This window comes from Clostridium ljungdahlii DSM 13528, assembly GCF_000143685.1.
In the GTDB taxonomy this organism is placed as follows: domain Bacteria; phylum Bacillota; class Clostridia; order Clostridiales; family Clostridiaceae; genus Clostridium_B; species Clostridium_B ljungdahlii.
Map to the genome: position 1 here is coordinate 2,505,513 of NC_014328.1, position 23,320 is coordinate 2,528,832.

Consider the following 23,320-nt stretch of genomic DNA (forward strand, 5'->3'; position numbering starts at 1 on the left):
ACTTTAACATATATGTTACATCCATTAATTATTGCTTGTTTTTAATGAAAAAATAACGCAACTTTCGCAAATCATGTGCCAAAGTTGCGTTATTAATTTATATAACATTACTCCATATATTAATCAGCTTTTTTCCACCATCTATATAGTATATATATGCTGGCTGCCAGTAACTTCCTATATACTCCCGCTGACGGGTATTTACTGATACAAGTATTTTATTAGGTTTATCTGTTTTTGATATCTTTATTACATTGTACCTTTCAGGAACACCCGGCCATAATCCGCTTTTTCCAACGCTTAAGGCTCCAGCTCCAATCATAACCATGTTAGGATTTATATTTTGAGGGTTTAGATAATCTAGACTTATGCTCCTATGAACATGGCCATGCAAGTAAATTTTAAAATTTTCATTTTGCAGTGCATTTGCAAATGGAATATCATTTCCATAGCTATTTGTAAGATCTACAGGATGATGTCCTACTGCTATTTTTATTATATTACTCTGGGGCAACTGTCTTGAAACCTTTATTAATCCATCCGTATCAAAATAGGTCACTTCACGATTGAACTGGTCAATTTGGGCAGCAGTATTTAACATGAAGAATGCTACTTTTTCATTATCTATAAAATCCCCCAGTATAACTTTAAGCTGTTCTTTAGGATTATCTGGGAAAGGGACTTTATATAACATCTCATACAAATATCTGCTGTAGTTTGTAAATTTTTTATACCATTCTGCATCATTTCTTTTTAAATAAAACAAATCAGTTCCAACATTAGTAACTACTTTATCGTTAGGTCCAGGAGTACCGATAGTTAAATGATAGCTGCTCATAGTAACATTCCAACTTAAATCATGATTTCCAGGTACTATAATTATTTTTTGGTAAGGTACTTTAAGTTCTTTACTCAATATATCTATAAACTTGAATGCTTTTTCAAAGGATGATTCTGAATCGCCACGTTCAACAAAATCTCCACTAATTACTACGTAATCAATATCAGTTAGCTTTATGCTGCTTTCAGGATTGTCAAAGTAAACCTTTTTTAAGTCACTTATTAAAAGGTATGCTTCATTTTTTTCATCGATGTCTGTTGTATAGTGCAAATCACTTAAATCTAGTATAATTCCTTCTTTTTTAGATGCTGAACTAACTTCCCTTTGTGAGTGAGTTTTTATTTTTCCTTTTGAATCATGTTCCATATTCTCATCCCCAAATTTAACGATATTTGATTGTTTAAAATTTTTATTTTGCTATTATATAATACTCGTTAATAGATACAAGGTTCCAATATTTAATAAAGACACTACAAAAAAGAAACCTCTTCGTGAGAACACAAAGAGGTTTCTTTTTTGTAACTATACTTTTTTTACATAGCCCTCATTCTTCTACACTCATCAGCACATTGACGACATGCATCTGCACACATTCTACAGTGTTCATCGTTGAATTTACTGCATTCAGATGCACATTCATCACAAATTATTGCACACAAATTACAAATATCATTTGCATGATATCCTCTTCTAGCCATAGTAGTTGCAGCTGTTCTACAAATTTCTGCACAATCAACTAAATCAACTATACAATGTTCTCTTGCCTTTACATCTGGTTCTGACAGGCACATTCTGAAACATTCTTCACATAATTGCATACATTTATTGCAAGAATCAATACATGATTGATACTGAGCATTTGGAGCCATTAAAGTTGAATTCATAATCTAAACCCTCCTTAAAATTGATACCTATATTCTACAAATTTTATTTTGCTCTAAATATTTGACTTTATACATTTAATAGCATCTCTATATTTTAGAAAAGCCCTCAATAACTAATAGACCTCAACTTTCGCAAGTTAAGAATTAATAATGAAAATTTAATAGTGACGGAAAAAAATCCACATTATAAACAATTTTCATGACTAAATTTAAGAAATTGTTAACAAGTATAGAATAATTGTTACAACATATTTGAAAATATATACTTCTTTTCAAATTTAATTGAGTTAAAATTTCCCCTATGATATGGTTGAAGGGGGTTTTATAATACTAAACTAATTGCACTTTTATATGTACAAAACATCAATGAATCTTACTTAGTGGGAGTTTTGTTTCTCCCTCTAAGTTTAGATGAATTATCTAGGGGCGTAGCTACTGTTAGCTCCCACTTTGATAGAAGTGGGAGTATTACATTAGGTAACCATCAGATAAATAATATACGCAATCCACATTAATATTAAAGAATCCATATAAAAACATTTGAAAAGGGGTAATTTAGTTGAAATTAAGAAGTATGCAAGGAAAAATTTTAGCATGTATCTTGCCATTAGTTTTATTAGGAACATCTATAGTATCCTTTATTGGATATACTAATTCTAAAAATATGATCAATGCTCAAATTGATGAAAAAATGGACTATAAGTTACGTGAGTCTGTAGAAAACATGCAAAAACTTCTATTAAAGAATGGTAAAGTAGCTGAAACTTTGGCCAAAGTAGCCGAAACTTCAGGGGGTACTTTAAGCCCAGACGCTTATAAATCCTTATTGGAGAACTTCGTAAAAACTAATGAGGAAACATATGGTTCAGGAGTCTGGTATGAACCAAATAAATATAATGCAAGCCAAAAATACTATGGACCCTATGCATATAAAAATAACGGTAATGTAGAATATACAGATGAGTATAGTAATGAAACTTATAATTATTTCAAGTATGATTGGTATAAAAACGCCAAAAATACAAATAAGAGCTTAGTTTGGTCTCTGCCATACTATGATGACACTAGTAAAGTTACCATGGTTACTGCAGCATCACCTTTCTATGATCAAAACAAGCAGTTTATGGGTGTTTGCACAGCAGACATGGATTTAACTAGTCTACAAAAAGCTATACAAGACATGAAGTTTGGTACAAGTGGTAGAGCCTTCCTTTTAAGTAGCGATGGGACATATATATCAGCCCCAGATAAAAGCAAAATTATGAAAGTTAAAATTTCAAATGACAGTAATAGTAGTTTAGCAGCTATTGGAAATGACATTGTAAAACAGAAAAGTGGTGAAAACACTTTCTACCAAAATAATGATAAATATAGAGTATATTATACTACAGTCCCAGAAACAGGTTGGACAATAGCCATAACTGTTTCTCAATCGGAATTATATGCTCCACTTAAGTCTTTCCTTTTTAAAACAATACTTACATTTTTGGTAATTATTGTTTTAAGCGTACTTGTAGCAATTTGGTTTAGTAGACAAATTAGGAAAAACATATCAAAAGTTAATGAATTAGTACATGCTGTTTCTAAGGGAGATTTAACAAAAACATTAGAAATAAGCACAAAAGATGAGTTAAATATTATGAGTAAAAATTTGAATAGTATGACTGCAGGCTTAAAAAATATGATTTCAGGGGTTTCTGAAAGTATAGAGCAGATAGTTTCTATTTCAGAAGAATTAGCTGCTAGTTCCGAGCAGACAGAAACCACTGCAAGCCAAATAGCAACATCTGTCTCTCATATAGCTGAAGGCAGCAGCAGCCAGGTAGCAGATGCAGATAAAACAGTAAATAATATGACCAATATTTATGGAGATATAGATAAAATATCCGAAAAGGTACAAGACGTTACAAATCATTCTGTTGAGACTTATAAAAAAGCCGAAGAAGGTACAAGTGTGGTAAATAATGCTGTAGAACAGATGGAAATCATAGATAATAATACTACAGTATTATCAAAAGTTGTAAATATACTAAATAGTAAATCAGGAGAAATCGGAAATATAAGTTCTATTATTATAGATGTATCGGAACAAACTAATTTACTTGCCTTAAATGCAGCTATAGAAGCTGCCAGAGCCGGAGAACATGGAAAAGGATTTGCCGTTGTAGCAGAAGAAGTAAGGGTATTAGCAGAACAATCATCTAATTCATCTACTCAAATTAATGTACTTATTAAAGAAATACAAAATGAAATTCAAAAAGCAGTTACTTCCATGCAAGAAAGCAGTAAATCAGTTAAAGTGGGTATTAATTTAGTTAAAAATACAGGATCTTCTTTTGATGAAATATTAAAAGATATAAGTAGTGTTTCTGATCAAATACAATATGTAGCTAAGGGAGTACACCAAATTACAACTTCCATACAGGATATGGTTAATTCAGTAAACAAAATATCAGATATTTCTAAGGAGTCATCAGAAAGTATACAAAGTATAGCAGCCTCCTCCGAGGAACAAATGGCTATTATGAAAGAAGTAGCAGAAGTATCAGAGAATTTATCTAATATGGCTGTAAAATTAGGCTCAGATATAAATACGTTTAAGATATAAAAATAATTAATATATATATAAAGAACGTGCCTAGATTAGTGTAAATTAAATCTAGGCACGTTCCTCTTTTCATTTATTAATTGTTCATCTTATTTACCATATTACTTACTTGACAGAAGCTGTAATAAAACTTATTGTATAAATACATACAAATTTAATGAAAGAAGGAACATAAATGAAAAATCCTATAGTTACAATTGAAATGGAAAACAGTAAATTAATAGAAATAGAACTTTATCCCGACACCGCCCCAAATACAGTAAATAATTTTATATCATTAGTTAAAAAGGGATTTTATAATGGTACAATTTTTCACAGGATTATACCTGGATTCATGATTCAAGGAGGAGATCCTGAAGGTACAGGAATGGGCGGCCCAGGTTACTCGATTAAGGGTGAATTTTCAGCAAATAATTTTGAAAATAATTTGAAACATGAAAAAGGTGTAATCTCCATGGCTAGAACTATGGCTCCTAATTCTGCAGGCTCACAATTTTTTATAATGACAGATAATGCGCCTCATCTTGATGGTCAGTATGCTGCTTTTGGAAAAGTTGTAGAAGGAATTGAGGCAGTAGATGAAATCGTAGCACAAGAAAGAGATTACAACGATAAGCCTTATGAAGACCAAAAGATGAAAAATGTAACTGTAGATACTTTTGGCAAAGAATACGATGAACCACAAAAGACAAATGATTAAAATAAATAATTAGGTTAGGAGATAAATATATGGTTTTTTTCGGACACCTTGGCCCCACAACAGCAGTTTTCAAATTCTATGAAAAGATCAGCAAAAAAGAAACAATTGATTATAGAGTTGTTCTTGTTGGGTCAATACTTCCTGACCTCATAGATAAGCCCATAGGAGCATTTCTATTTAGGAACACCTTCCATAATAGTCGTATATTTGGACATACACTTTTATTTTCCCTTTTGCTTCTATTAATAGGTATAGGTCGTATTAAAAAAAATAAAGGGAACCGTGTTTTCACACTTGGTATTTCAACTTCAATCCATCTAATACTTGATAGTATGCAGCTATATAAAGGAATACTTTTTTGGCCATTTTTAGGATTTAAATTTCCTGAAAGACCAGAAGGAAATTGGGCAGAAGGAACACTTCAAAGACTTCTTACAGATCCCTCCTACTACATAACTGAAATAGTAGGATTTATAATTATTATGTATTTTTTTATAAAACTTATAAAAAATAAAAGGTTAAATGAATTCATTCGAAATGGTAAGCTTTAATTAAACGCAGTATCCTAAATCAAGTGATTTATCAGATAAAAAAACATGCGATTATATTCGCATGTTTTTTATTATACTTAAAACTATATAAATAAACTTTTAAATATCTATACAGTAAATTTATGAATCATTTCATCAAGATTTTGTGCAAGTTCCGATTGAGTTTGTGCAGATTTTGCTATATCCTGTATTGCAGTGGAAACTTCATTTACACTACCTAATATTTCTTCAGACCCTGATGCAGATTCCTGCGTAGTTGAGGATATATTATCAATAGCTGACGTTACTTGATCTACAGTTTGGCTCATCTTATTTGCAGCTGATGCTATACCTGCAGCCATGTTATTCATAAATTCAGAATCCCTATCATATGCCATACCTGTTTCCAGAAGCAGTTTTTGGCTTGGTTTTACATTATTATTTATGTACTCCAGTATATCTTTTGCACTGTTAGATAAATTATTAAAAGCATCTTGAACTTGCACTACCATACTCTGAATTTGTGTAACAGCCTTTGCTGATTCCTCTGACAGTCCCCTTACTTCTTCTGCCACTACTGCAAATCCTTTACCGTGTTCTCCAGCACTAGCTGCTTCTATAGCTGCATTTAAAGCCAATAAATTTGTCTGTTCTGCTATATCTCCTATAGAATCAGCCATTACTTTTACCTTATCAACAACTTTTCCTGCTTCTATAGCCTTTACAATGTTGTCATGCTTTTCACTATAAATTTTATCTCCATTTTCTATATCTGCTTTAGCCTTAGTTTTCACTTCAGCTGCCCGTGCTTTTATTTCTTTTACTGAAGACGACGCATTATCAGCCTTATTTGCAAGTTCAGCTGTAGTTGAATTTATTTCCTGAACAGCAGCATCTACTTCTTCCGTTACAGCACTTAATTTTTCATTACCCTTTGCTATTTGTTCAGTGGACTCATTTACAGTTTCTATACTAGCATAAACTTCTTCTGTCGTTGCAGACAGTTCTTCACTAGAAGCACTTATATCTGTAGAACTATTACTAATTTGCAAAATTAAATTTCTTATATTCTCTACTGACTTATTTAAAGCTTCAGCAAGTTTACCAATTTCGTCTTTACTATTAACATTTATTTTTTGCGTTAAGTCCCCTCTTCCAATAGCTTCTCCCAATTGTAATATCTTTTTTACTTTCCTCGATATCATTTTAGCTATTAGTATTCCTAGTAACACAGAAACAACCAACCCTAAAACAGTTACAATTACAATAAAAGTAAAAGCACTAGCCGTCATCTTGTCATTAACCGCATCCTTCTCATCAGCCCACTTAACATTGAGATTAATCATATTATCTATTTGACTATTGAATTTTTTCCTTACAGGGGTAATTGTACGGAAAACCTTAAGTGCTTCATCATAGTTATTTTTACTAACAAGCTTTATAACTTGCTCACGAATGTCTCTATATTCATTTACTGACTTTTTTAGTTCTTCAAATAGCTTTCTATCTTCATCCTTTGTAATAGAACTTTCATAATTGTTCATAATTTTAGTATTATCTTCTTTTAAATTAGCCATTTCCTTTTTTATACTATCAAGTTCATTTCTATCCCTTTTGTATACAAGAGAAAGTAGGTCTGCCCTAATTTCCGTTTGATTGTCCTTTAAAGCTCTAATAGCATTTATGCCAGCTAAATTGTCATTATGCATGTCAGCTGCATTTTTACCTATTTGCCCTATATAGATTCCTCCAATTATGCCTACTATTATTATAAATAGAGATGTTAAAATAGATATTGACATTATTTTTTGAACCATTTTTAAATTGCTAAACCATTGTTTCATTAAAATTCGTCTCCCTTCACAATTTAATGATCTAGTTTAATATTCGATATTTTTCTGGAACACTTTACAATTGAGCTCATATTTTACATTTGTATTCATATTTTATATCTTATTACACTTTAATATTAAATTCGCTTATTAATACAATTTATTTTTAAGCATTGCTTTTTTGTTAAAATCTTGATTTTTATTTGATATTCTCTTTGTATACATAAGGAAGGAGTATTTATTATGGAAAAAGATTATTTATTGGAAACTCAAAAATTAGCGAAAGTATTTAAAAAGGATTATGCTGTAAATGAACTTGACATTTCAATTCCAAGGAATCATATTTACGGACTTCTTGGTGCTAATGGTGCAGGGAAATCCACTACATTAAAAATGTTAACAGGACTGTTAAAACCAACTTCAGGTAAAATCAATTTTGATGGTCATACATGGACCCGTAAGGATTTAAGAAATATTGGTGCCTTAATTGAACAGCCTCCTATTTATGGAAATTTAACTGCAGAGGAAAATCTAAAAGTTCACACCACCCTTTTAGGGTTACCTAACAAACGTATTAAGGAAGTATTAAAAATTGTAGACTTAACAGATACAGGTAAAAAGGAAGCTAAAAATTTCTCTATGGGAATGAAACAACGTTTAGGGATTGCCACTGCAATCTTAAATCATCCTAAGTTACTCATACTAGATGAACCAACTAATGGATTGGATCCTATTGGTATTCAAGACTTACGGAAACTCATAAAGTCCTTTCCAGAGGAAGGGATGACTGTAATACTATCCAGCCACATTTTAGCAGAAGTAGAGCAGATCGTAGATTATGTTGGAATTATGAGTCACGGAATATTAGGTTACCAAGGAAAAGTTAACCCAGGTGAAGATTTAGAAGAACTATTTATGAGTGTTGCAGAAAAAACTACTAGAGGAAGAAGGATTGCCAGATGAATAAATATCTAATTGCTGAGAATTTAAAAACAAAAAGAACTATGCTTCGTAAAATACTTATTTTTATGCCTATATTATGTACTATTCTTAGCTTTACTTTTGATTTTTTAGGCTTTGGATATTTCACTGCTGACTCCGTTTTTACTTCTATAAATCATTGGTCATTATTATGGATGCCAGCTTTAATTGCTTTAACTACAAGTATGTTTCACAAACTTGAAGAAAACAGCACAGGTTATAAGACGATTTTTTCTTTTCCCATTGATTTAAAGAAGAGCTGGATATCTAAAATTACAATTTTATCATCATTTACATTGATATCCTCTATTTTTTTATGTGTAATTCTTACTATATTAAATATGACCTTTACTAGGACACAATTAAATGGTGCACCATTTTACTATTGTCTTATAGCCGCTATCATAGACTGGCTTACATCCCTCTGGCAGATTCCTCTATGCCTATGGTTAAGTAAAAAGATAAATTTCTTTGTCTTATTACTTGGAACCTGTGCAGCTAATATGGAGCTTGGTGCAGCTTATGCCCCATCCTCTTTATGGTGGCTATCTCCATGGACCTTTCCTCTTAGACTGCAGTGTCCAATATTGCATCATCATCCAAATGGACTACCCCTAGAACCAGAAAGCAGCTTATTAAATCCATCAGTTATTCCAGTTGGTATTTTAATAGGAATTTTTCTATTTTTAATTCTAATAACTTTTACCACTTATTCATTTAAAAAAAGTGAGGTACATTAATATGATTGAATTTTGGCACAGCTACAAAGCAGAATTTTTTAAAAATAGGCACAGTATTTTTCTCCGGGCACATATTGTGCTGCCTTTCCTCTTAGTTTGTCTTATGACTTTTACAAGGCTTGGTAAATCAAGTGATTTGGGGATATTTAGTAACTTTTTTAAACTGATAGGTTTTGCCTTTTCATTACTTGCTGCAGTACTTTGTGCACTAATTGCTGATCAAGAAAAACAAGCTGGGCATTGTCAAATAATGCTCAGCAAACTTTCCCATAAAACAACTTCTTTTATAAGTCAACTGTGCATGTTACTTACAATGTGCTTGGGAGCTATATTTTTTGCTATATTACTATTTTTCATATCCATGAAACTTATATTACATATAAACAGCATAAACTATCTTTTATATTTTAAAACAGGGGCTTTAATATTTTTATGTGTTATTTTCCTCTATAGTTTATACTTAATTTTAGCTTATCATTTTAATACAGCTGTTTGTAATATAACTGGATTTGCCGGGGTCATAATTTGTGCTGTAGCCTCTACAGGACAGGGAGATAGTGTTTGGATGTTCTTGCCCTGGGTGTGGCCCATACGATTTATAAACTTTATAGTTATATCTCAATACAAGCTTCAAGGGAAAATCCTCCCAAAAGAAATTTTTTTCTCATATACCCAAAATGGGCTAAATGCAGGACTAACATCTATGATAATAATGACAATTTGCTGTATTATTTTCTATATACTTTCCTTTCACTTTTGGGAAGGTAGACAAAAATAATCAATAAAAGTATCATGTAAACAGTGGGAGGGTAGAACATGGCAAAAATTTTAGCTGTAGATGATGACAAGCGAATTTTAAAATTGATAAAAAATGCTTTGGAATTAAATCATCATGAAGTAATTACACTGCAAGATCCAGAAAATATTCCTATAGAAGAATTTTGTGGATATGATTTGATTTTGCTGGATGTAATGATGCCAGAGATAGATGGCTTTGAACTTTGTCAGAAAATACGCAGTACAGTAGATTCTCCAATTATTTTTTTAACAGCAAAAACAGACGAATCATCCATCGTAAAAGGGTTAGCCTTTGGCGGGGATGATTATATATCAAAACCTTTTGGAGTAATGGAATTAAATGCTCGTGTTGAAGCATACCTTAGACGTGAAAATCGCGGCAAATCAACAAAAAAATTAGTATATGGTGATATTACAATTGATTTTGATAAGAAGGAAATACTGGTCAATAATAATGTCATTGCTTTTACTAAAAATGAATATAATATTTGCGAATTTTTAGCACTTAATCGAGGCAAAGTATTTACAAAGCAGGCAATTTTTGAGGCAATTTATGATTTGGACAGTGACACTCAATTTTCGGTAATCACTGAATATATAAGATTAATCCGCAATAAATTTAAAGAATATAATTGTTTTCCTATAGAAACAGTGTGGGGAGTTGGATACATGTGGAAGTAAAAAAAACGTCCTTTCAAATCTATATTATTAAATTTATCCTAAAAGTGGGATTTTCTTTTATTATACTTTTACTTGCTTTACTTTTTATTTTTAGTTATATCTCTAATAATAAAATGCTACTGCCAGCTAGCTATTCAGAACAATTAGTGGAAAAAGTAACGCCAAGCATAAAAAGTGCTAAAGAAGTGACTTCTGAATTAATACCTGAAAATTTAGAATATACAATTTTAGACAAACAAACTTTAGATGTAAAAAAAAGTACCATGAATAAGTCCCAAATTAAAAAAGCAAAATTACGTATTAAAAACCACCAATTTACAGGAGCTGATTTTTTCGGAAATGCTTATGCTATAATCGAGCGCCCAAAAGAATACTGCGTAATTCATTACAAATTAATCATGCAATTTGCAAACCCAACTCTTCGAAATCTGATGCCTTATCCTGGATTAATTATTGCTTTGCTTTTTACCATTATTTTGTTAATTACACTATATTTTCTTTCCCTGCAGTTTTCAAATAAGATAAAAGGAGAATTAAACAAATTTAGCTTCATCACTCAAAAAATTGAAGCTAAAAATTTAGATTTTGAGGTGCAAAATTCTTACTTTATAGAACATCAAAAAGTTATGGATTCCTTAGATAGTTTGCGCCGTAACCTTAAGAAATCCTTAACTTGCCAATTTGAGCAAGAAAAAAGAAAAGGCGAACAAATTAGCGCATTGGCTCATGACATTAAAATACCCATTACCGTCATTAAAGGAAATGCAGAATTATTAAATCTTACACAAAAAGACGAAAATGCATTAGATTATACAAATGAAATCATAGAAGCAACAGGTGAGATAGAACATTATACCGAGCTTTTAATTGAGGTTTCTAAAAATGATCAGTCCATTGCCCTGCACAAAGAAAAAAGCAATGTAAATAAATTTCTACATGTAATTGAAAAAGATACACTATCCTCTATTGGAAACCGTCATATTCATTTTATACTTGACATCAGTATTCCAAAAAAACTAATGTGGAACATTGACTTTTCCTCAATGAAACGAGCATTTATGAATATCATTATAAATGCACTTGAGCATACTCCAGATGAAACATCCTTAAGCTTACAGGTCCATTTTAAAAACAATTTAGCTTCTTTTGTATTTACTGACTCTGGAAATGGCTTTTCACCTGAAGCACTCAAAAAAGCCGCAGAACTATTTTATACTGATAATAAAAGTCGAAGTCAAACAGGTCATTATGGTATTGGATTAACTTTTGCAAATAAAGTAATTAGGGCACACAACGGCTGTCTTCATATACAAAATGATGCATATACGGGTGGTGGACAAATTATAATTTCATTACCTGTAGAACTGTAGATCAAAAAACTTAAATGTCAAACTGCCCTCTTCCCCTTTTTGTCACTTAGCATGATGTTTGCAGTATTGTATACATAACCGGACAATACATAAAACAAATTTTCCTGCTTGTTCATCTTCCACTTTTTAATATTTGAATCTAAAATTCTCTTTAGTTCATTAAAAATTGCCCTAGTATATCCCTTCACTTTTCCTTGTTCTAGCTTTTCAAAAATTTCTTTAGCAAGCCCCATTATTTTTATTTCATTTATGCCGGTATAATTGAGTTTATTAAATATAGATTCCCTATCTTCTACATTAATTAAATTTTTTCGAGAATTTTTATGAATATCTTTCCATTGTGCATTTCTCATTTCTCCCATAAGATACCCTAATAAAAACATAGCTATTTCTTCTTGGTCGTATTTCATTTTTTCTAAATAATTTTTAATGTCGCCCTTTAGATGGAAACTTCCTATATTCATAACCTTTCCTCCTTCATATACCCTTTTTGCTTCTCACTATGTTCCTATATTTTCAAATAATATAGGAACATAATCTATCATTTTACTTTTATTATTCTATAAATAACCATGCTTTCCTTCTTTTTGTTATATAAAATTACTATTTTGTTATTTGCATTTTCCACTTATATGGATATTTATCCTTATTTTCATTTTCATTTTTTATTAACATAAGATAGGCATCAAAAATATTTCCATCTTTGCCTTTTAAACCTTTAATTTTAACTTTGCCATTCTTAAGAAGTTCACAAACCATAGTTTTAGTAGGTTTTTTGCCCATACAGGCCAAATATTTATCATTCTTCCATATAGTAAACTTACAACCCTCTTTCCAATTGCTGCATCCAAAAGCATTTTTACCTTCTACAATATCGTGTCCGCAGCATGGACATTTTCCTAAAACTTCATTTTCAAAATTAAATACAATTTTTCCTTCTTTATCAATTACTAAGGAGGCATTAAATTTCTTTCCGCTTTTACCCTTAAATCCTTTTATGACATTAGTTTTGGAATCTTTAATAAGTTTTTTTACATGGGTTTTTAAAATCTCTTTTCCTGCTATTTTATTGCCTACAAAAAACTTACAGCCTTCTTTCCATCTATTACAACCATACCCCGATTTATTTTCAACAACTTCTCCTTCATGGCATACAGGGCACTTCCCAATGCTTTCTATTTTAATTTTACTGTCTGATTTATTGTTATATAGATACAGCTTTTCTATTTTAATTTTGTTACCATTTTGAACAATGCTATTTAATTCATCTTTTACTTTATCTATTATTTCATTTATTCCTATTTCCTCTTTATAAACCTTTTTAAGCTGCTTACCAAATTCAACTGTTTTTTCTTTATTTAAATCAATCTTTAATTTTTCAAGTGCTTCTATAAGTTTTTTACCTTTATTCTCACACTCTAAGTGACCTTTCAGCTCTTTTATATATTCATATTTTTTTGCATTTTTAATTATCCCTGCCCTTGTTGCAACAGTGCCTATTTCACAACCTTCAAGTATCAATTTATATTCTTCATCATCATTTTCACCCTCTAAATCTTCTACCTCTTGCTTTTTAAAAGGATTTTTAAGGAAATTGTTTAGTTCTGATTCTGTTACTCTACCAGGCTTTTGGGTTTCTTTCTGATCTACTGATAATTTAGTGTCTAACTCCTCTCCTTCTACAAATTGAGGCAATTCATTTTCCCTTTTAGATTTTTCATATTTTAAAAAGCCAGGACTTTTTATAACATTTCCCTTTAATTGAATAATTTCATCATCTATTTTTATTACTACACTTGTTTCTTCTATTATTGTTTCTTCATTTAAAAAATTACTTATAAATCTATTTTTTATTGCGGTATAAACCTTTTTTTCACCTTCCGACAGCTTTTCCTTTCGTGGAATTTTTATGGTTGGAGTGATTGCACTATGACTTTCTACTTTTTTACTATTAAAAATTTTCTTGTTATCTTTAAAAGATATATCTGCATTAAAATTTTCTTTTACTGCTGCAATTACACTTTTTATTCTATCTTTTTCATTTTCAGCCAGGTACTCTGTATTAGTCCTTGGATATGTGGTATATCCAGCTTCATATAGTTTCTGCAAATTTTTTAAAGTATCATCCAAAGACATTTTTTCTTCCTTAAACATTTTATTTTGTAAAGTATCCAATGAAAAAAGCTTAGGAGGCTGCTTTTTAACTTTTTTCTTTTCAACTTTATCAACTATAGCCTTTTTATCTTTCAAATTATTCAATAGTTTTTCAGCTTTATCTCTTTCATTTGCTGCAAACTTTCTATCCTTTAATTTAGTTTTTATATGTAAATTATCTTTATTTATGACAGCACCTATCTCAAAATAAGTTTCTGGCTTAAAATTTTCAATTTTTTCATCTCTATCATATACATATTTCACAATAGGAATTAAGACACGCCCTACAGGTAAAAATGAACCTGATTTTATACTTAAATACCTGGTTAAATTTATTCCATAACTCCAGTCTAAATATGTTCTTGCCAGTCCTTCGTCATATAGATTTTTGTATTCTATATCATCTCTTAAATCTTTTAAACTTTGTATAATTGTTTGTCTTGTTTGTTCCGGCAGCCATAACCTTTTAACAGGTTTAGTAACATGTTCTTCTTCAAAAGCTCTAAATATTATATTATTTACAATTACTTCCCCTTCTCTATCTGCATCGCCGCAATTCACTATCTCCTGGACATCATTTCTTTTTATTAGTGATTTTATTATTTCATATTGCTTTTTTACTCCTTCGTCTTTTCGTAATCTAAATTTAAATTCTTTTGGTACAAAGGGTAATTCTTTCAAAGTCCACTTTGTTTTTTCTCTTCCAAAATAATCATCTACATCGTAAAGTTGAAGTAAGTGACCATAGGCAAAAGTAACTATATAATTTTTATTTTCAAAATATCCATTATTTCTTTCCATACTACCAATACTCTTGACAATACTCATTGCCAGGCTTGGTTTTTCAGCTATAATAAGTGACTTCAATTTAGTTGATACCTCCAAAGTTTATGTCTTTGACTTTATTTGTAATAAATTTATCAAATAATAATCATCAATAATAAGTTCCCATATAAAAATATACCATTGTACTATCATAATGTAAAAACTTAAGGGCAACATTAGTATTAATTGCAGTAATATGCTATTATTAATTCACTTAACTAAATAAAAATACATATTAATAATGAAAGGTCTGAAAAAATGGATTTTAAGGAACTAGAACTTAGTGAAAATATAATAAATGAGTTAAAACACATGGGAATTACTAAACCAACACCAATTCAACAAGAGAGCATCAAATTTATTAGAGAAGGAAAAGATGTTATAGCTGAAGCACAAACGGGTACTGGAAAAACTCTTGCTTTTTTACTTCCTATTTTTGAAAATATATCACCTAATATAAATTCAACTCAAGCACTGATTGTAACTCCTACAAGAGAACTTGCTATTCAAATAACTGAAGAAGCTCTAAAACTAAAAAAAGCTAAAGATATAAATATTTTAGCTGCATATGGCGGGAAAGATATAGGTTCTCAATTAAAAAAACTAAAGAGAAACATTCATCTAATTATTGCAACTCCAGGTAGACTTTTAGATCATCTCCATAGAAAGACTATAGATCTTAGCAAATTAAAAACATTGGTATTAGATGAAGCAGATCAAATGCTTCTTATGGGATTTAAAAATGATGTAGAAGATATTATAAAAGAAGTCTCTAAAAAACGTCAAACATTATGTTTTTCTGCAACTATGAATTCTGATGTTAAAAAATTAGCTTATAGATACATGACTGACCCTTTAGTGGTTTCCATTAAAAAAGAAAAAGTTACACTTAATAATATTAAACAATATGTAATAGAAACTACTGATAGAAAAAAGCAAGATGCATTGTGTAATATTATAGATCAAGATAATCCATTTATGGCTATTATATTTTGCAGAACTAAAAGAAGGGTAGATGACCTTGAAATTGCACTATACCAACGTGGATATAATTGTAAAAAACTTCATAGTGATATCCCTCAATCAAAGCGTGAAAGAATAATGAAATCTTTTAGGAATGCAGATATTCAGTATTTGATAGCTACAGATGTGGCCGCTAGAGGACTAGATATAAGTGGAGTTACTCATATATATAATTATGATATTCCAGAAAATGTAGAGTCATATATACATCGTATCGGTAGAACAGGAAGGGCCGGTGAAGAAGGCTGTACTTGTCTATTTGTAGATCCAAAGGATAAAAGAACTTTAGAAGAAATAGAAAGAGGTATAAAATTTAGGATACCTAGAAGAGAGTTAAATATATAAATATAACAGTAGAAGTGGCATACTAATTAGTTTGGTGCATCTCCCTTTTAACACGTATACATAATATTGACATATTTAGATAGATTTCAGAAAAAACATTCTCAGAAAAAATTAAGGCTAGTCTATAAAAAACAAGATTAGCCTTTAAATAAATCCATACTTTAAATTATTATTTTTTTATTAATTTAAATGATTCTGTCTGCTCTTTAATACTTCTCTCAGCCGCAAGTCTTTCAATACTAGATGCTCCAAAGAAACCATCTATTCCTTCTGTTCTCTGAATTACATATTCAGCATCTTCTGGTTCTGCAATAGGTCCACCATGGCAAATTACCATAATATCTGGATTGACCGATCTGCCTGCTTTAATTATAGCCTCGATTTTCTCAACACAATCATCTAATGTAAGTGCTGTTTTAGCACCAATTGTACCTTTTGTAGTCAGACCCATATGTGCAACTAAAATATCAGCTCCTGCTTCTGCCATTGCTTTTGCTTGTTCTGGATCAAAGACATATGGCGTTGTAAGCATATCCAATTCATGTGCTTTTTTAATCATTTCAACTTCAAGTCCGTATCCCATGCCTGTTTCTTCTAGATTTTGTCTAAATACACCATCAATTAAACCTACTGTTGGAAAATTTTGAACTCCACTAAATCCTTGGTCTTTTAACTGTTTTAAATATATATCCATAACTCTAAAAGGATCAGTTCCACAAACACCAGCAAGCACTGGAGTATCTTTTACAACTGGAAGTACTTCTGCTCCCATTTCAACTACAATTTTATTAGCATCTCCATAGGATAATAAACCTGCAAGAGAACCCCTTCCTGCCATTCTATATCTTCCAGAGTTATATATAATAAGCATATCAGCACCACCGGCCTCACTGCTCTTAGCTGTAATACCTGTTCCTGCTCCTACTCCTACTAATATTTTTCCACTTTTAACTTGTTTCTTGAAACCTGCAATAATTTCGCTTCTTGTCTTTGTATTCATAAATAATTCCTCCTATAATTTAAATTTACTATTTTTCCATCATATCTATTAACTTTTGAGCTGCAGCTTGTGCAAACTTCACATCATTAATATCACAATCCATCTCTATTATTTCTACAGCATTTTTGTTTACGTTATTTATTAATGTATCAAATAAAACCTTATCCTCTTCTGGACCATAAAAAGGTTGACCTTCTACATCAATGCCAGATACTCCTTTTAGAGGTATAAACAAAGCTGTTTTTTCTTTAGCTAAATTTAATTTTTCAACTAATTTTTCAGCAATTGCTTTATTTTTCTCTATATTTGTTCTCATAAGTGTTACTGTAGGGTTATGTTTATACAAATTGCGTTTCTTAAATTTCTCTGGTACTGTATCATATGGGCCAAAGTTACACATATCAAGTGCACCTACAGATACAACTTGCGGTATACTCTTCCTGCTTGCTGCCTCTAAACGATCAGGTCCTGCATTTAAGACCCCTCCGATAATTTCATCTGCCCACTCAGTAGTTGTAAGATCCAATACGCCTTCAATAAAACCTCCATCAATGAGAGCTTCCATTGAACGTCCACCTATGCCTGTTGCATGAAATACAAGAACTTCATATCCTCTTTTTTCAAGGTACTCTCTTGCAGCTGTTATGCATGGTGTCGTTACACCAAACATAGTTGCAGCAACCAATGGTTTTTTATCCACAACTTTTGTATTTTCAAATTTAACCATACCTGCAATTGCAAATACAGCATTTGTAAAAATCTTTGTTGAAATCGAGTTAAGACCTGCAACATCTACTACAGAAGGCATCATGACAATATCACTAGTACCTACATAAGGCTCCGTATTTCCTGAAGCAACTGTTGAAACCATAACCTTTGGTACACCTATAGGTAATGCCCTCATAGCTGGTGTTGCTAAAGAAGTTCCTCCAGAACCCCCAAAGGAAATAATACCATCAAATTTACCCTGCTTATATAATTCAGGTACTAATTTTTCCATACCCTTTGATAATACTGCTGTTGCCCATGCCCTATCTCTTTTAGCAACTATATCTTTTAAATCTGCACCTGCTGCCTTGGCTACCTCATCATTTGACACGTCTGGTTCAAAAGTTGGCTCAAATACACCTGTATGAATAGTAAAAGTACCTAATCCCAAATTTTCAATCAATTCTTTTGCGTATGAATATTCAGAACCTTTTGTGTCAAATGTTCCTGCAATAGCAATAGTTTTCAATTACTTAGCCTCCTCTACAACTTTATCCTTCCCTAATATGTACACTATTAGGGAAATATTTTGGAGAACGTTCTCATAAAAAAAGTATGATTAACTACAAAATAATCATACTTTTTTTATGTCTCTGCGTAAACGTTATTATGTACTATGTTTTTGTGCTTATGTCATATTTTTTAAATTTATATTTTTTAGGAGAACAACCTTTATATTTTTTAAACATTTTACTAAACTGCGCGTAATCCTTATAACCAACCAATGCTGCCAGATGGGATAATTGAATATTCTTTTTGATTATAATCTCCGCTGCTTTATTTATACGAAATTTAACTAGATATTCTGGGAAACTACAACCTACTTCTTTTTTAAACAAACTGCTTAAGTAACCTCTAGATACATGGGCTACTTTAGCCAAATCTAGAAATGAAATATCATTCATGTAATTTTGAACAACATATTCTTTAACAAATTCAACATAATTATAATGCTTAGTAATTCCATCTAGCATATTAACCATTAAATCATCTTCATTAAGTTTAGCTGATGATTTAAAAGCCTTTGTTATATTTGTAATAGACTTTTCTGATGGAATTCTCTCAAATGCCGAGCCACCTACATATCCCATTAAATCTTCATTATTACTATACATATATTGAACATCAATTGGTGTTTTTACAGGTCCGCCATATATTAATTTAATTACACTTGGTTTTAACTCATTGCATTTATTAAATATCTTAGCTGCCTTAACCTTTGCAGCTTCTAGTGAAAAGACTTTTTTTGCTCCTAATAATCCCCCTCCTGTTAAGCCCAAATGTACACAAATAACATCAGCTCCAGCATTAATCATTTGCTCTGCTTGTATTTCGTTAAATACAAATGCAACTGTAAACATGTTTTTCCTATGAGCTATTCTTATTGCTTCTACCTCGGTTAAATAATTACATCCATCTTCTTCAAGTGCTTCACTGAATTGATTGTCTATCAATCCGACTGTAGGATAATTATTAATACCAGAAAAGCCCATACTTTTTATTTTATCTATGTAATCTTCCATATCTTTTGTAGGATCAGTTGCATTAAATCCAAAAATAATAGGCATATCTTTTACTAATGGTATTATTTCTTTTGAAGCAAAATCCATTACCATATCATTGCTATTACAGAATGGTAGAAAGCCCGCTAATGAACTTCTCCCCATCTGCCGAAACCTACCAGAATTTAACACTAAGATAAAATCAGCTCCACCTTTTTCTACATATTTTGCCGTCATTCCCGTACCTGTTGCTACACCAATAATATGGTTTCCTTTTTCTATTTGTACACTGATATTCTTCAATAACCTTTCTCTCTTCATATTTTTTCTATACCTCTTATCTTGTTCACTATTTCTCATTTTCCATAGTACCCCACATTATCCAATTTTTAAAGAAATAACTTTTCTAATTAATCCATAAAGGTTGTTAAGCAACTCATTAACCGTTGAGAACAGTAAAAACCCACTACATCTGTCGTGGGTTTCAGTTACAATATTCTCTTTTAATTCACTTTATTATATCTATATTATCAACTAAATCTGGAATATTTTTTCTATAAATTCTTCCTGAAAAAGCTTCATGTGGAAGTGATATAAATTTAGTACCAGGCTGAATAATTCTTTCATAAATAGGGTCTGCAATTACAACTGCAGCATTTTGCAGATGCATCATTATACTATCTTCATCTTCTGCCAAGATATCTTCTGACAATAACAAATCAACTTCTGTTTCCAAAGGACATAAGACTTTAACTTTCATATTTTTTTCAAGTGCAAGTGCTGCAGCTAATGATTCCGAATAAATGCTTTCTCCAATAATAACTGTGTCACCACCACGCACAACTCGTTTATCATATGCAATTTGGGATTTTCCTGTACTAATTGCCCTATCCAGTGATTTCATTACTACATCTGCAAACTGATCTCCCATTGGAACGCCTACAACATATGGTGTTCCAAACTTCTTCTGTAATTCTTTTGCTGCTAAAAGTCCAGTAGAAGAAACAACTAAGTTTACTTCTGCAGCACCAGCTTGTTTCATTTGCTCTAGTGTACTTCCCATTGCCCATACAGATAAAACCTGAAAACCTGCTTCAGTTAATCGTCTTCTAATGCTATCCACACTGCTATTTACAGAATAATCTAAAGGAGTAGCACCAAGTACATTTACACTTTTTGTTATCTTAGATATACTCTCCACTGTAAATCGTTTTACTATTTCAGCAAGAGCTTGTCCTGCTCCACATATGTAAGAATGCATTCCATTTGTTTCGATAGCAAACGTAGGAATTTTAGTTTCATTTTCAATCACTTCTGCAATAGCTGGAAAATCTGTGCCTATCATCATTGGAATAGGTGTACCTGCAATAGCTATAAACTTAGGATATAACTCATTTGCAGCTGCCACAATATCATGTATTAATTTCTCATCATCACCCATGATAGCTTCCATTTCAGAAAGTCCTGTAATATAGATCATGCTGTCCATATCATACCAACGTGGTTCGTCATGAGTAGTATATGTTGAATTGCACCCTGATGCATCATGCATTACAGTCATCCCACCTAATTCATATAGTGCGGAACAAACACCTGACACATCTGCCGTATATGTTGAAATAAATGCTGATGCCTGTTTCATAAGCAGCAACCACACCTCCATCCTTTGATTTGTATAAGCTTTCGTACATCTTTAGGACATGTAAAAGCTTCTTTCATAAGTCCAGCAAGTCTCGCAATTCCATCAAAACCGTACATGCCGCCGCCTTCTACTATATTTACAAAGTATTCACTTCCTGTAAAATAAGCAGCCTTTTGTCCTATTGCAAGGCTCTTTTCACTACATTTTCTATCCAGAACACCCATCTTTGCATGTACTGTAGCATACACTTTAATATCAGGTTTGTTTTTTACAAGCCAGTCAAAATCTGTCTTGTCCCATTTTGTAAATGAATCTGCATATAGCCTGTCCACATTAAATCCATTTTCTACAAGCAATCGTGCAAGTCCACAAGGTCTTGGAACAGATGTATAATCTATGGAGATCTTTGAACCACCAATGACTTTTTTTGCTTCTTTCAAAGCATTTAAAGCTGCTGACTTTTCATCTGCATATTCTTTTTTTGGTAATCCTAAATACTCTCTCAATGTATTCAAATTTTTTGTTATTTCATCAAATCCATAACATAAAGGCAAATGCAAATGCTTTTGTCCTAATTTGTCTTGCAAATAGTCTCCACCTGGTATTGCAACAGGCAGATAGGATATGTTTGCACAGCTTTCAGCCATATTAAGATATTCATCATAGGTTTTGCAAAAAGTAATATCTTTCAGTTCATATCCATTTTCACGAATGATCCGTATAAGTTCACTGCTTTCATCCGTAGGAATATTGTTACCAATGATATTAATGCTTTTTTTGTTAATTTCCATTGGTTGAAGGATGCTGTATAATTGACGTTTCATTTTCTCATCCGGAGTCAGGCCACTTTTTCTCATAATTGGATCCATATAACAATCCATGAAAGTCACATCCGGATATCTTTTTCGTAATTCTGTGTAAACTAGCTCCAAATCACATCCCATAAAATAATGTATGCAGGCAGTAAATATTAGAACTGCTGGAGGTTTTTGTGGAAGTTTATTGAGTATATCTGATACACCCTCAATAATAAGTTCCTCCATATCACCTTCAAGTACATTATTTTCCTGCACAGCTATAGTTGAGAATCTGTCCAACGTACCCATTTCTGCTGCCGTAAGAACAACTCCTCTTAAACAGTTTGCTGCACACACATATATCTGATGTGACTTTGGAATAAGCATTCCAACATGAACTATATTCCATACTCCCCTAGCAGGAGCGTTATATTGCAGGCCAGATACAAATGGCTCAGGAAATGCAGCATCTTTTATTAAAGTACAGGTACCCGCCTCATCAACGTGTCCAGATACATTTATAAGCATGATATCTCCTTTCCACATATCCTCATGATAATCTCTGCCAGCTTTCTATACTGTTTTGCCATATCACTTTCAGGAAATGCTTCTATTACCGTCTTGTTCAAGGTTTCTGCCTCCTGGACGGCTTCACTTCTGTCCAGAGTGCCAACTATTTCTGAATGAATATCCTCTGCCAATTCGTCCACTTTTTCATATTCATTTTTCACATCTTTTCTGTTAAGAATAAGACCTCCAAGACCAGCATAACCCCTGTTTTTAAAATTTTCTATAGCCATTGCAATATTGGCGGCTGCATGAATAGCCATGTTTTCACCTGAGGTTATAATAAATACTTTATCTGCATAGCCCTTACGCATTGGCATAGAAAACCCTCCACATACTACATCTCCCAATACATCATATATTACCACATCTGGTTTATATATCTCATAAGCACCCTTTTCTTTCAATTTTTCAAGTGCTGCTATAATTCCCCTGCCTGCACATCCAAGGCCTGGATTAGGTCCACCTGCTTCCACACATATGACACCATTATAACCAACAGTGACCATATCTTCTAAATCAAAATTATTCTTCTTTTCTCTTACAAGTTCAAGCACCGTATTCACGTTTCTTTTTTCATGAAGTGAAACTGTAGAATCAGCTTTAGGGTCGCATCCTATCTGCATAACCCTTATTCCTTTATCAGAAAGTGCAGCTGATATGTTAGAAACTGTTGTAGATTTTCCAATGCCACCTTTTCCATACACTGCAATTTTTATCATAATGTGTTTC

The 23,320-nt window shown here is 31.8% G+C and carries 20 protein-coding genes; 9 read left to right on the plus strand and 11 right to left on the minus strand.

Annotation, left to right across the window (positions count from 1 at the left end; genetic code table 11):
• Positions 1–97: 97 nt before the first annotated feature.
• Together CLJU_RS11245 and CLJU_RS11250 are read right to left on the minus strand one after the other, a co-directional pair.
• The gene (locus CLJU_RS11245) at positions 98–1,207 is read right to left on the minus strand and encodes a metallophosphoesterase family protein (RefSeq protein ID WP_013238934.1); all 1,110 of its coding nucleotides are present in this window, start codon (positions 1,205–1,207) and stop codon (positions 98–100) included.
• 167 nt (positions 1,208–1,374) lie between these two features.
• Positions 1,375–1,725 carry a four-helix bundle copper-binding protein gene (locus tag CLJU_RS11250; RefSeq protein ID WP_013238935.1) on the minus strand — a complete coding sequence of 117 codons (351 nt, stop codon included), beginning with the start codon at positions 1,723–1,725 and terminating at the stop codon, positions 1,375–1,377.
• Between the two features lie 559 nt (positions 1,726–2,284).
• Here CLJU_RS11250 and CLJU_RS11255 point away from each other — a divergent pair.
• The 3 genes from CLJU_RS11255 (at position 2,285) to CLJU_RS11265 (ending at position 5,584) form a co-directional block, all read left to right on the plus strand.
• A complete protein-coding gene (locus CLJU_RS11255) occupies positions 2,285–4,333 on the plus strand; it encodes a methyl-accepting chemotaxis protein (RefSeq protein ID WP_013238936.1) in 2,049 nt (682 codons plus the stop codon).
• A gap of 175 nt (positions 4,334–4,508) precedes the next feature.
• Entirely contained in the window at positions 4,509–5,033 is a 525-nt protein-coding gene (locus CLJU_RS11260; protein WP_013238937.1) for a peptidylprolyl isomerase, read from the plus strand.
• Between the two features lie 29 nt (positions 5,034–5,062).
• Positions 5,063–5,584, plus strand: a complete 522-nt coding sequence (locus CLJU_RS11265; protein ID WP_013238938.1) for a metal-dependent hydrolase — start codon at positions 5,063–5,065, stop codon at positions 5,582–5,584.
• 107 nt (positions 5,585–5,691) lie between these two features.
• Here the strand turns inward: CLJU_RS11265 and CLJU_RS11270 are convergent, their stop codons facing one another.
• Positions 5,692–7,407 carry a methyl-accepting chemotaxis protein gene (locus CLJU_RS11270; RefSeq protein ID WP_013238939.1) on the minus strand — a complete coding sequence of 572 codons (1,716 nt, stop codon included), beginning with the start codon at positions 7,405–7,407 and terminating at the stop codon, positions 5,692–5,694.
• Between the two features lie 231 nt (positions 7,408–7,638).
• Between CLJU_RS11270 and CLJU_RS11275 the strand changes: the two genes are divergently transcribed.
• From CLJU_RS11275 to CLJU_RS11295, 5 genes are read left to right on the plus strand one after another with little or no spacing between them, the layout of a single operon-like run.
• Positions 7,639–8,358, plus strand: a complete 720-nt coding sequence (locus CLJU_RS11275) for a lantibiotic protection ABC transporter ATP-binding protein (protein ID WP_013238940.1) — start codon at positions 7,639–7,641, stop codon at positions 8,356–8,358.
• A complete protein-coding gene (locus CLJU_RS11280; RefSeq protein WP_013238941.1) occupies positions 8,355–9,116 on the plus strand; it encodes a lantibiotic immunity ABC transporter MutE/EpiE family permease subunit in 762 nt (253 codons plus the stop codon). The genes CLJU_RS11275 and CLJU_RS11280 overlap by 4 nt, the downstream gene beginning before the upstream one ends.
• 1 nt (position 9,117) lies before the next feature.
• A complete protein-coding gene (locus tag CLJU_RS11285; protein WP_013238942.1) occupies positions 9,118–9,894 on the plus strand; it encodes a lantibiotic immunity ABC transporter MutG family permease subunit in 777 nt (258 codons plus the stop codon).
• Between the two features lie 38 nt (positions 9,895–9,932).
• Positions 9,933–10,595: a response regulator transcription factor gene (locus CLJU_RS11290; protein ID WP_013238943.1), complete on the plus strand. Its 663-nt coding sequence runs from the start codon at positions 9,933–9,935 to the stop codon at positions 10,593–10,595.
• Positions 10,586–11,965, plus strand: a complete 1,380-nt coding sequence (locus CLJU_RS11295; RefSeq protein ID WP_013238944.1) for a sensor histidine kinase — start codon at positions 10,586–10,588, stop codon at positions 11,963–11,965. The genes CLJU_RS11290 and CLJU_RS11295 overlap by 10 nt, the downstream gene beginning before the upstream one ends.
• Positions 11,966–11,982: 17 nt before the next feature.
• Here the strand turns inward: CLJU_RS11295 and CLJU_RS11300 are convergent, their stop codons facing one another.
• Together CLJU_RS11300 and CLJU_RS11305 are read right to left on the minus strand one after the other, a co-directional pair.
• Positions 11,983–12,429, minus strand: a complete 447-nt coding sequence (locus CLJU_RS11300) for a TM1802 family CRISPR-associated protein (RefSeq protein WP_013238945.1) — start codon at positions 12,427–12,429, stop codon at positions 11,983–11,985.
• A 139-nt stretch (positions 12,430–12,568) separates the two neighbouring features.
• Positions 12,569–14,986: a type IA DNA topoisomerase gene (locus CLJU_RS11305; protein ID WP_013238946.1), complete on the minus strand. Its 2,418-nt coding sequence runs from the start codon at positions 14,984–14,986 to the stop codon at positions 12,569–12,571.
• A gap of 216 nt (positions 14,987–15,202) precedes the next feature.
• On the opposite strand from CLJU_RS11305, the gene CLJU_RS11310 reads away from it, so the two are divergent.
• On the plus strand, positions 15,203–16,312 hold the full coding sequence (locus tag CLJU_RS11310) for a DEAD/DEAH box helicase (protein WP_013238947.1): 1,110 nt from the start codon (positions 15,203–15,205) through the stop codon (positions 16,310–16,312).
• Between the two features lie 169 nt (positions 16,313–16,481).
• On the opposite strand, the gene CLJU_RS11315 is transcribed toward CLJU_RS11310, so the two are convergent.
• From CLJU_RS11315 to CLJU_RS11340, 6 genes are all read right to left on the minus strand, one after another.
• Complete coding sequence (locus tag CLJU_RS11315; RefSeq protein ID WP_013238948.1) at positions 16,482–17,312, minus strand: phosphoenolpyruvate hydrolase family protein; 831 nt, start codon at positions 17,310–17,312, stop codon at positions 16,482–16,484.
• 28 nt (positions 17,313–17,340) lie between these two features.
• A complete protein-coding gene (locus tag CLJU_RS11320) occupies positions 17,341–18,549 on the minus strand; it encodes a Tm-1-like ATP-binding domain-containing protein (protein ID WP_013238949.1) in 1,209 nt (402 codons plus the stop codon).
• A 145-nt stretch (positions 18,550–18,694) separates the two neighbouring features.
• On the minus strand, positions 18,695–19,903 hold the full coding sequence (locus CLJU_RS11325) for a phosphoenolpyruvate hydrolase family protein (RefSeq protein ID WP_041705444.1): 1,209 nt from the start codon (positions 19,901–19,903) through the stop codon (positions 18,695–18,697).
• 187 nt (positions 19,904–20,090) lie between these two features.
• A complete protein-coding gene (locus CLJU_RS11330; RefSeq protein WP_013238951.1) occupies positions 20,091–21,224 on the minus strand; it encodes a nitrogenase component 1 in 1,134 nt (377 codons plus the stop codon).
• On the minus strand, positions 21,221–22,549 hold the full coding sequence (locus CLJU_RS11335) for a nitrogenase component 1 (protein ID WP_013238952.1): 1,329 nt from the start codon (positions 22,547–22,549) through the stop codon (positions 21,221–21,223). Before CLJU_RS11335 ends, CLJU_RS11330 begins: the two co-directional genes overlap by 4 nt.
• Entirely contained in the window at positions 22,540–23,310 is a 771-nt protein-coding gene (locus CLJU_RS11340) for a nucleotide-binding protein (RefSeq protein WP_013238953.1), read from the minus strand. Before CLJU_RS11340 ends, CLJU_RS11335 begins: the two co-directional genes overlap by 10 nt.
• Between the last annotated feature and the right edge of the window lie 10 nt (positions 23,311–23,320).

Excerpts from the sequence above, each read along its gene's own strand:
- CLJU_RS11260 (WP_013238937.1), top strand. The coding sequence starts at position 4,509 with ATGAAAAATCCTATAGTTACAATTGAAATGGAAAACAGTAAATTAATA.
- CLJU_RS11245 (WP_013238934.1), bottom strand. The coding sequence starts at position 1,207 with ATGGAACATGATTCAAAAGGAAAAATAAAAACTCACTCACAAAGGGAA.
- CLJU_RS11285 (WP_013238942.1), top strand. The coding sequence starts at position 9,118 with ATGATTGAATTTTGGCACAGCTACAAAGCAGAATTTTTTAAAAATAGG.
- CLJU_RS11325 (WP_041705444.1), bottom strand. The coding sequence starts at position 19,903 with ATGAAGAGAGAAAGGTTATTGAAGAATATCAGTGTACAAATAGAAAAA.
- CLJU_RS11300 (WP_013238945.1), bottom strand. The coding sequence starts at position 12,429 with ATGAATATAGGAAGTTTCCATCTAAAGGGCGACATTAAAAATTATTTA.
- CLJU_RS11290 (WP_013238943.1), top strand. The coding sequence starts at position 9,933 with ATGGCAAAAATTTTAGCTGTAGATGATGACAAGCGAATTTTAAAATTG.
- CLJU_RS11335 (WP_013238952.1), bottom strand. The coding sequence starts at position 22,549 with ATGCTTATAAATGTATCTGGACACGTTGATGAGGCGGGTACCTGTACT.
- CLJU_RS11330 (WP_013238951.1), bottom strand. The coding sequence starts at position 21,224 with ATGAAACAGGCATCAGCATTTATTTCAACATATACGGCAGATGTGTCA.
- CLJU_RS11250 (WP_013238935.1), bottom strand. The coding sequence starts at position 1,725 with ATGAATTCAACTTTAATGGCTCCAAATGCTCAGTATCAATCATGTATT.
- CLJU_RS11280 (WP_013238941.1), top strand. The coding sequence starts at position 8,355 with ATGAATAAATATCTAATTGCTGAGAATTTAAAAACAAAAAGAACTATG.
- CLJU_RS11340 (WP_013238953.1), bottom strand. The coding sequence starts at position 23,310 with ATGATAAAAATTGCAGTGTATGGAAAAGGTGGCATTGGAAAATCTACA.
- CLJU_RS11275 (WP_013238940.1), top strand. The coding sequence starts at position 7,639 with ATGGAAAAAGATTATTTATTGGAAACTCAAAAATTAGCGAAAGTATTT.
- CLJU_RS11270 (WP_013238939.1), bottom strand. The coding sequence starts at position 7,407 with ATGAAACAATGGTTTAGCAATTTAAAAATGGTTCAAAAAATAATGTCA.
- CLJU_RS11315 (WP_013238948.1), bottom strand. The coding sequence starts at position 17,312 with ATGAATACAAAGACAAGAAGCGAAATTATTGCAGGTTTCAAGAAACAA.
- CLJU_RS11310 (WP_013238947.1), top strand. The coding sequence starts at position 15,203 with ATGGATTTTAAGGAACTAGAACTTAGTGAAAATATAATAAATGAGTTA.
- CLJU_RS11265 (WP_013238938.1), top strand. The coding sequence starts at position 5,063 with ATGGTTTTTTTCGGACACCTTGGCCCCACAACAGCAGTTTTCAAATTC.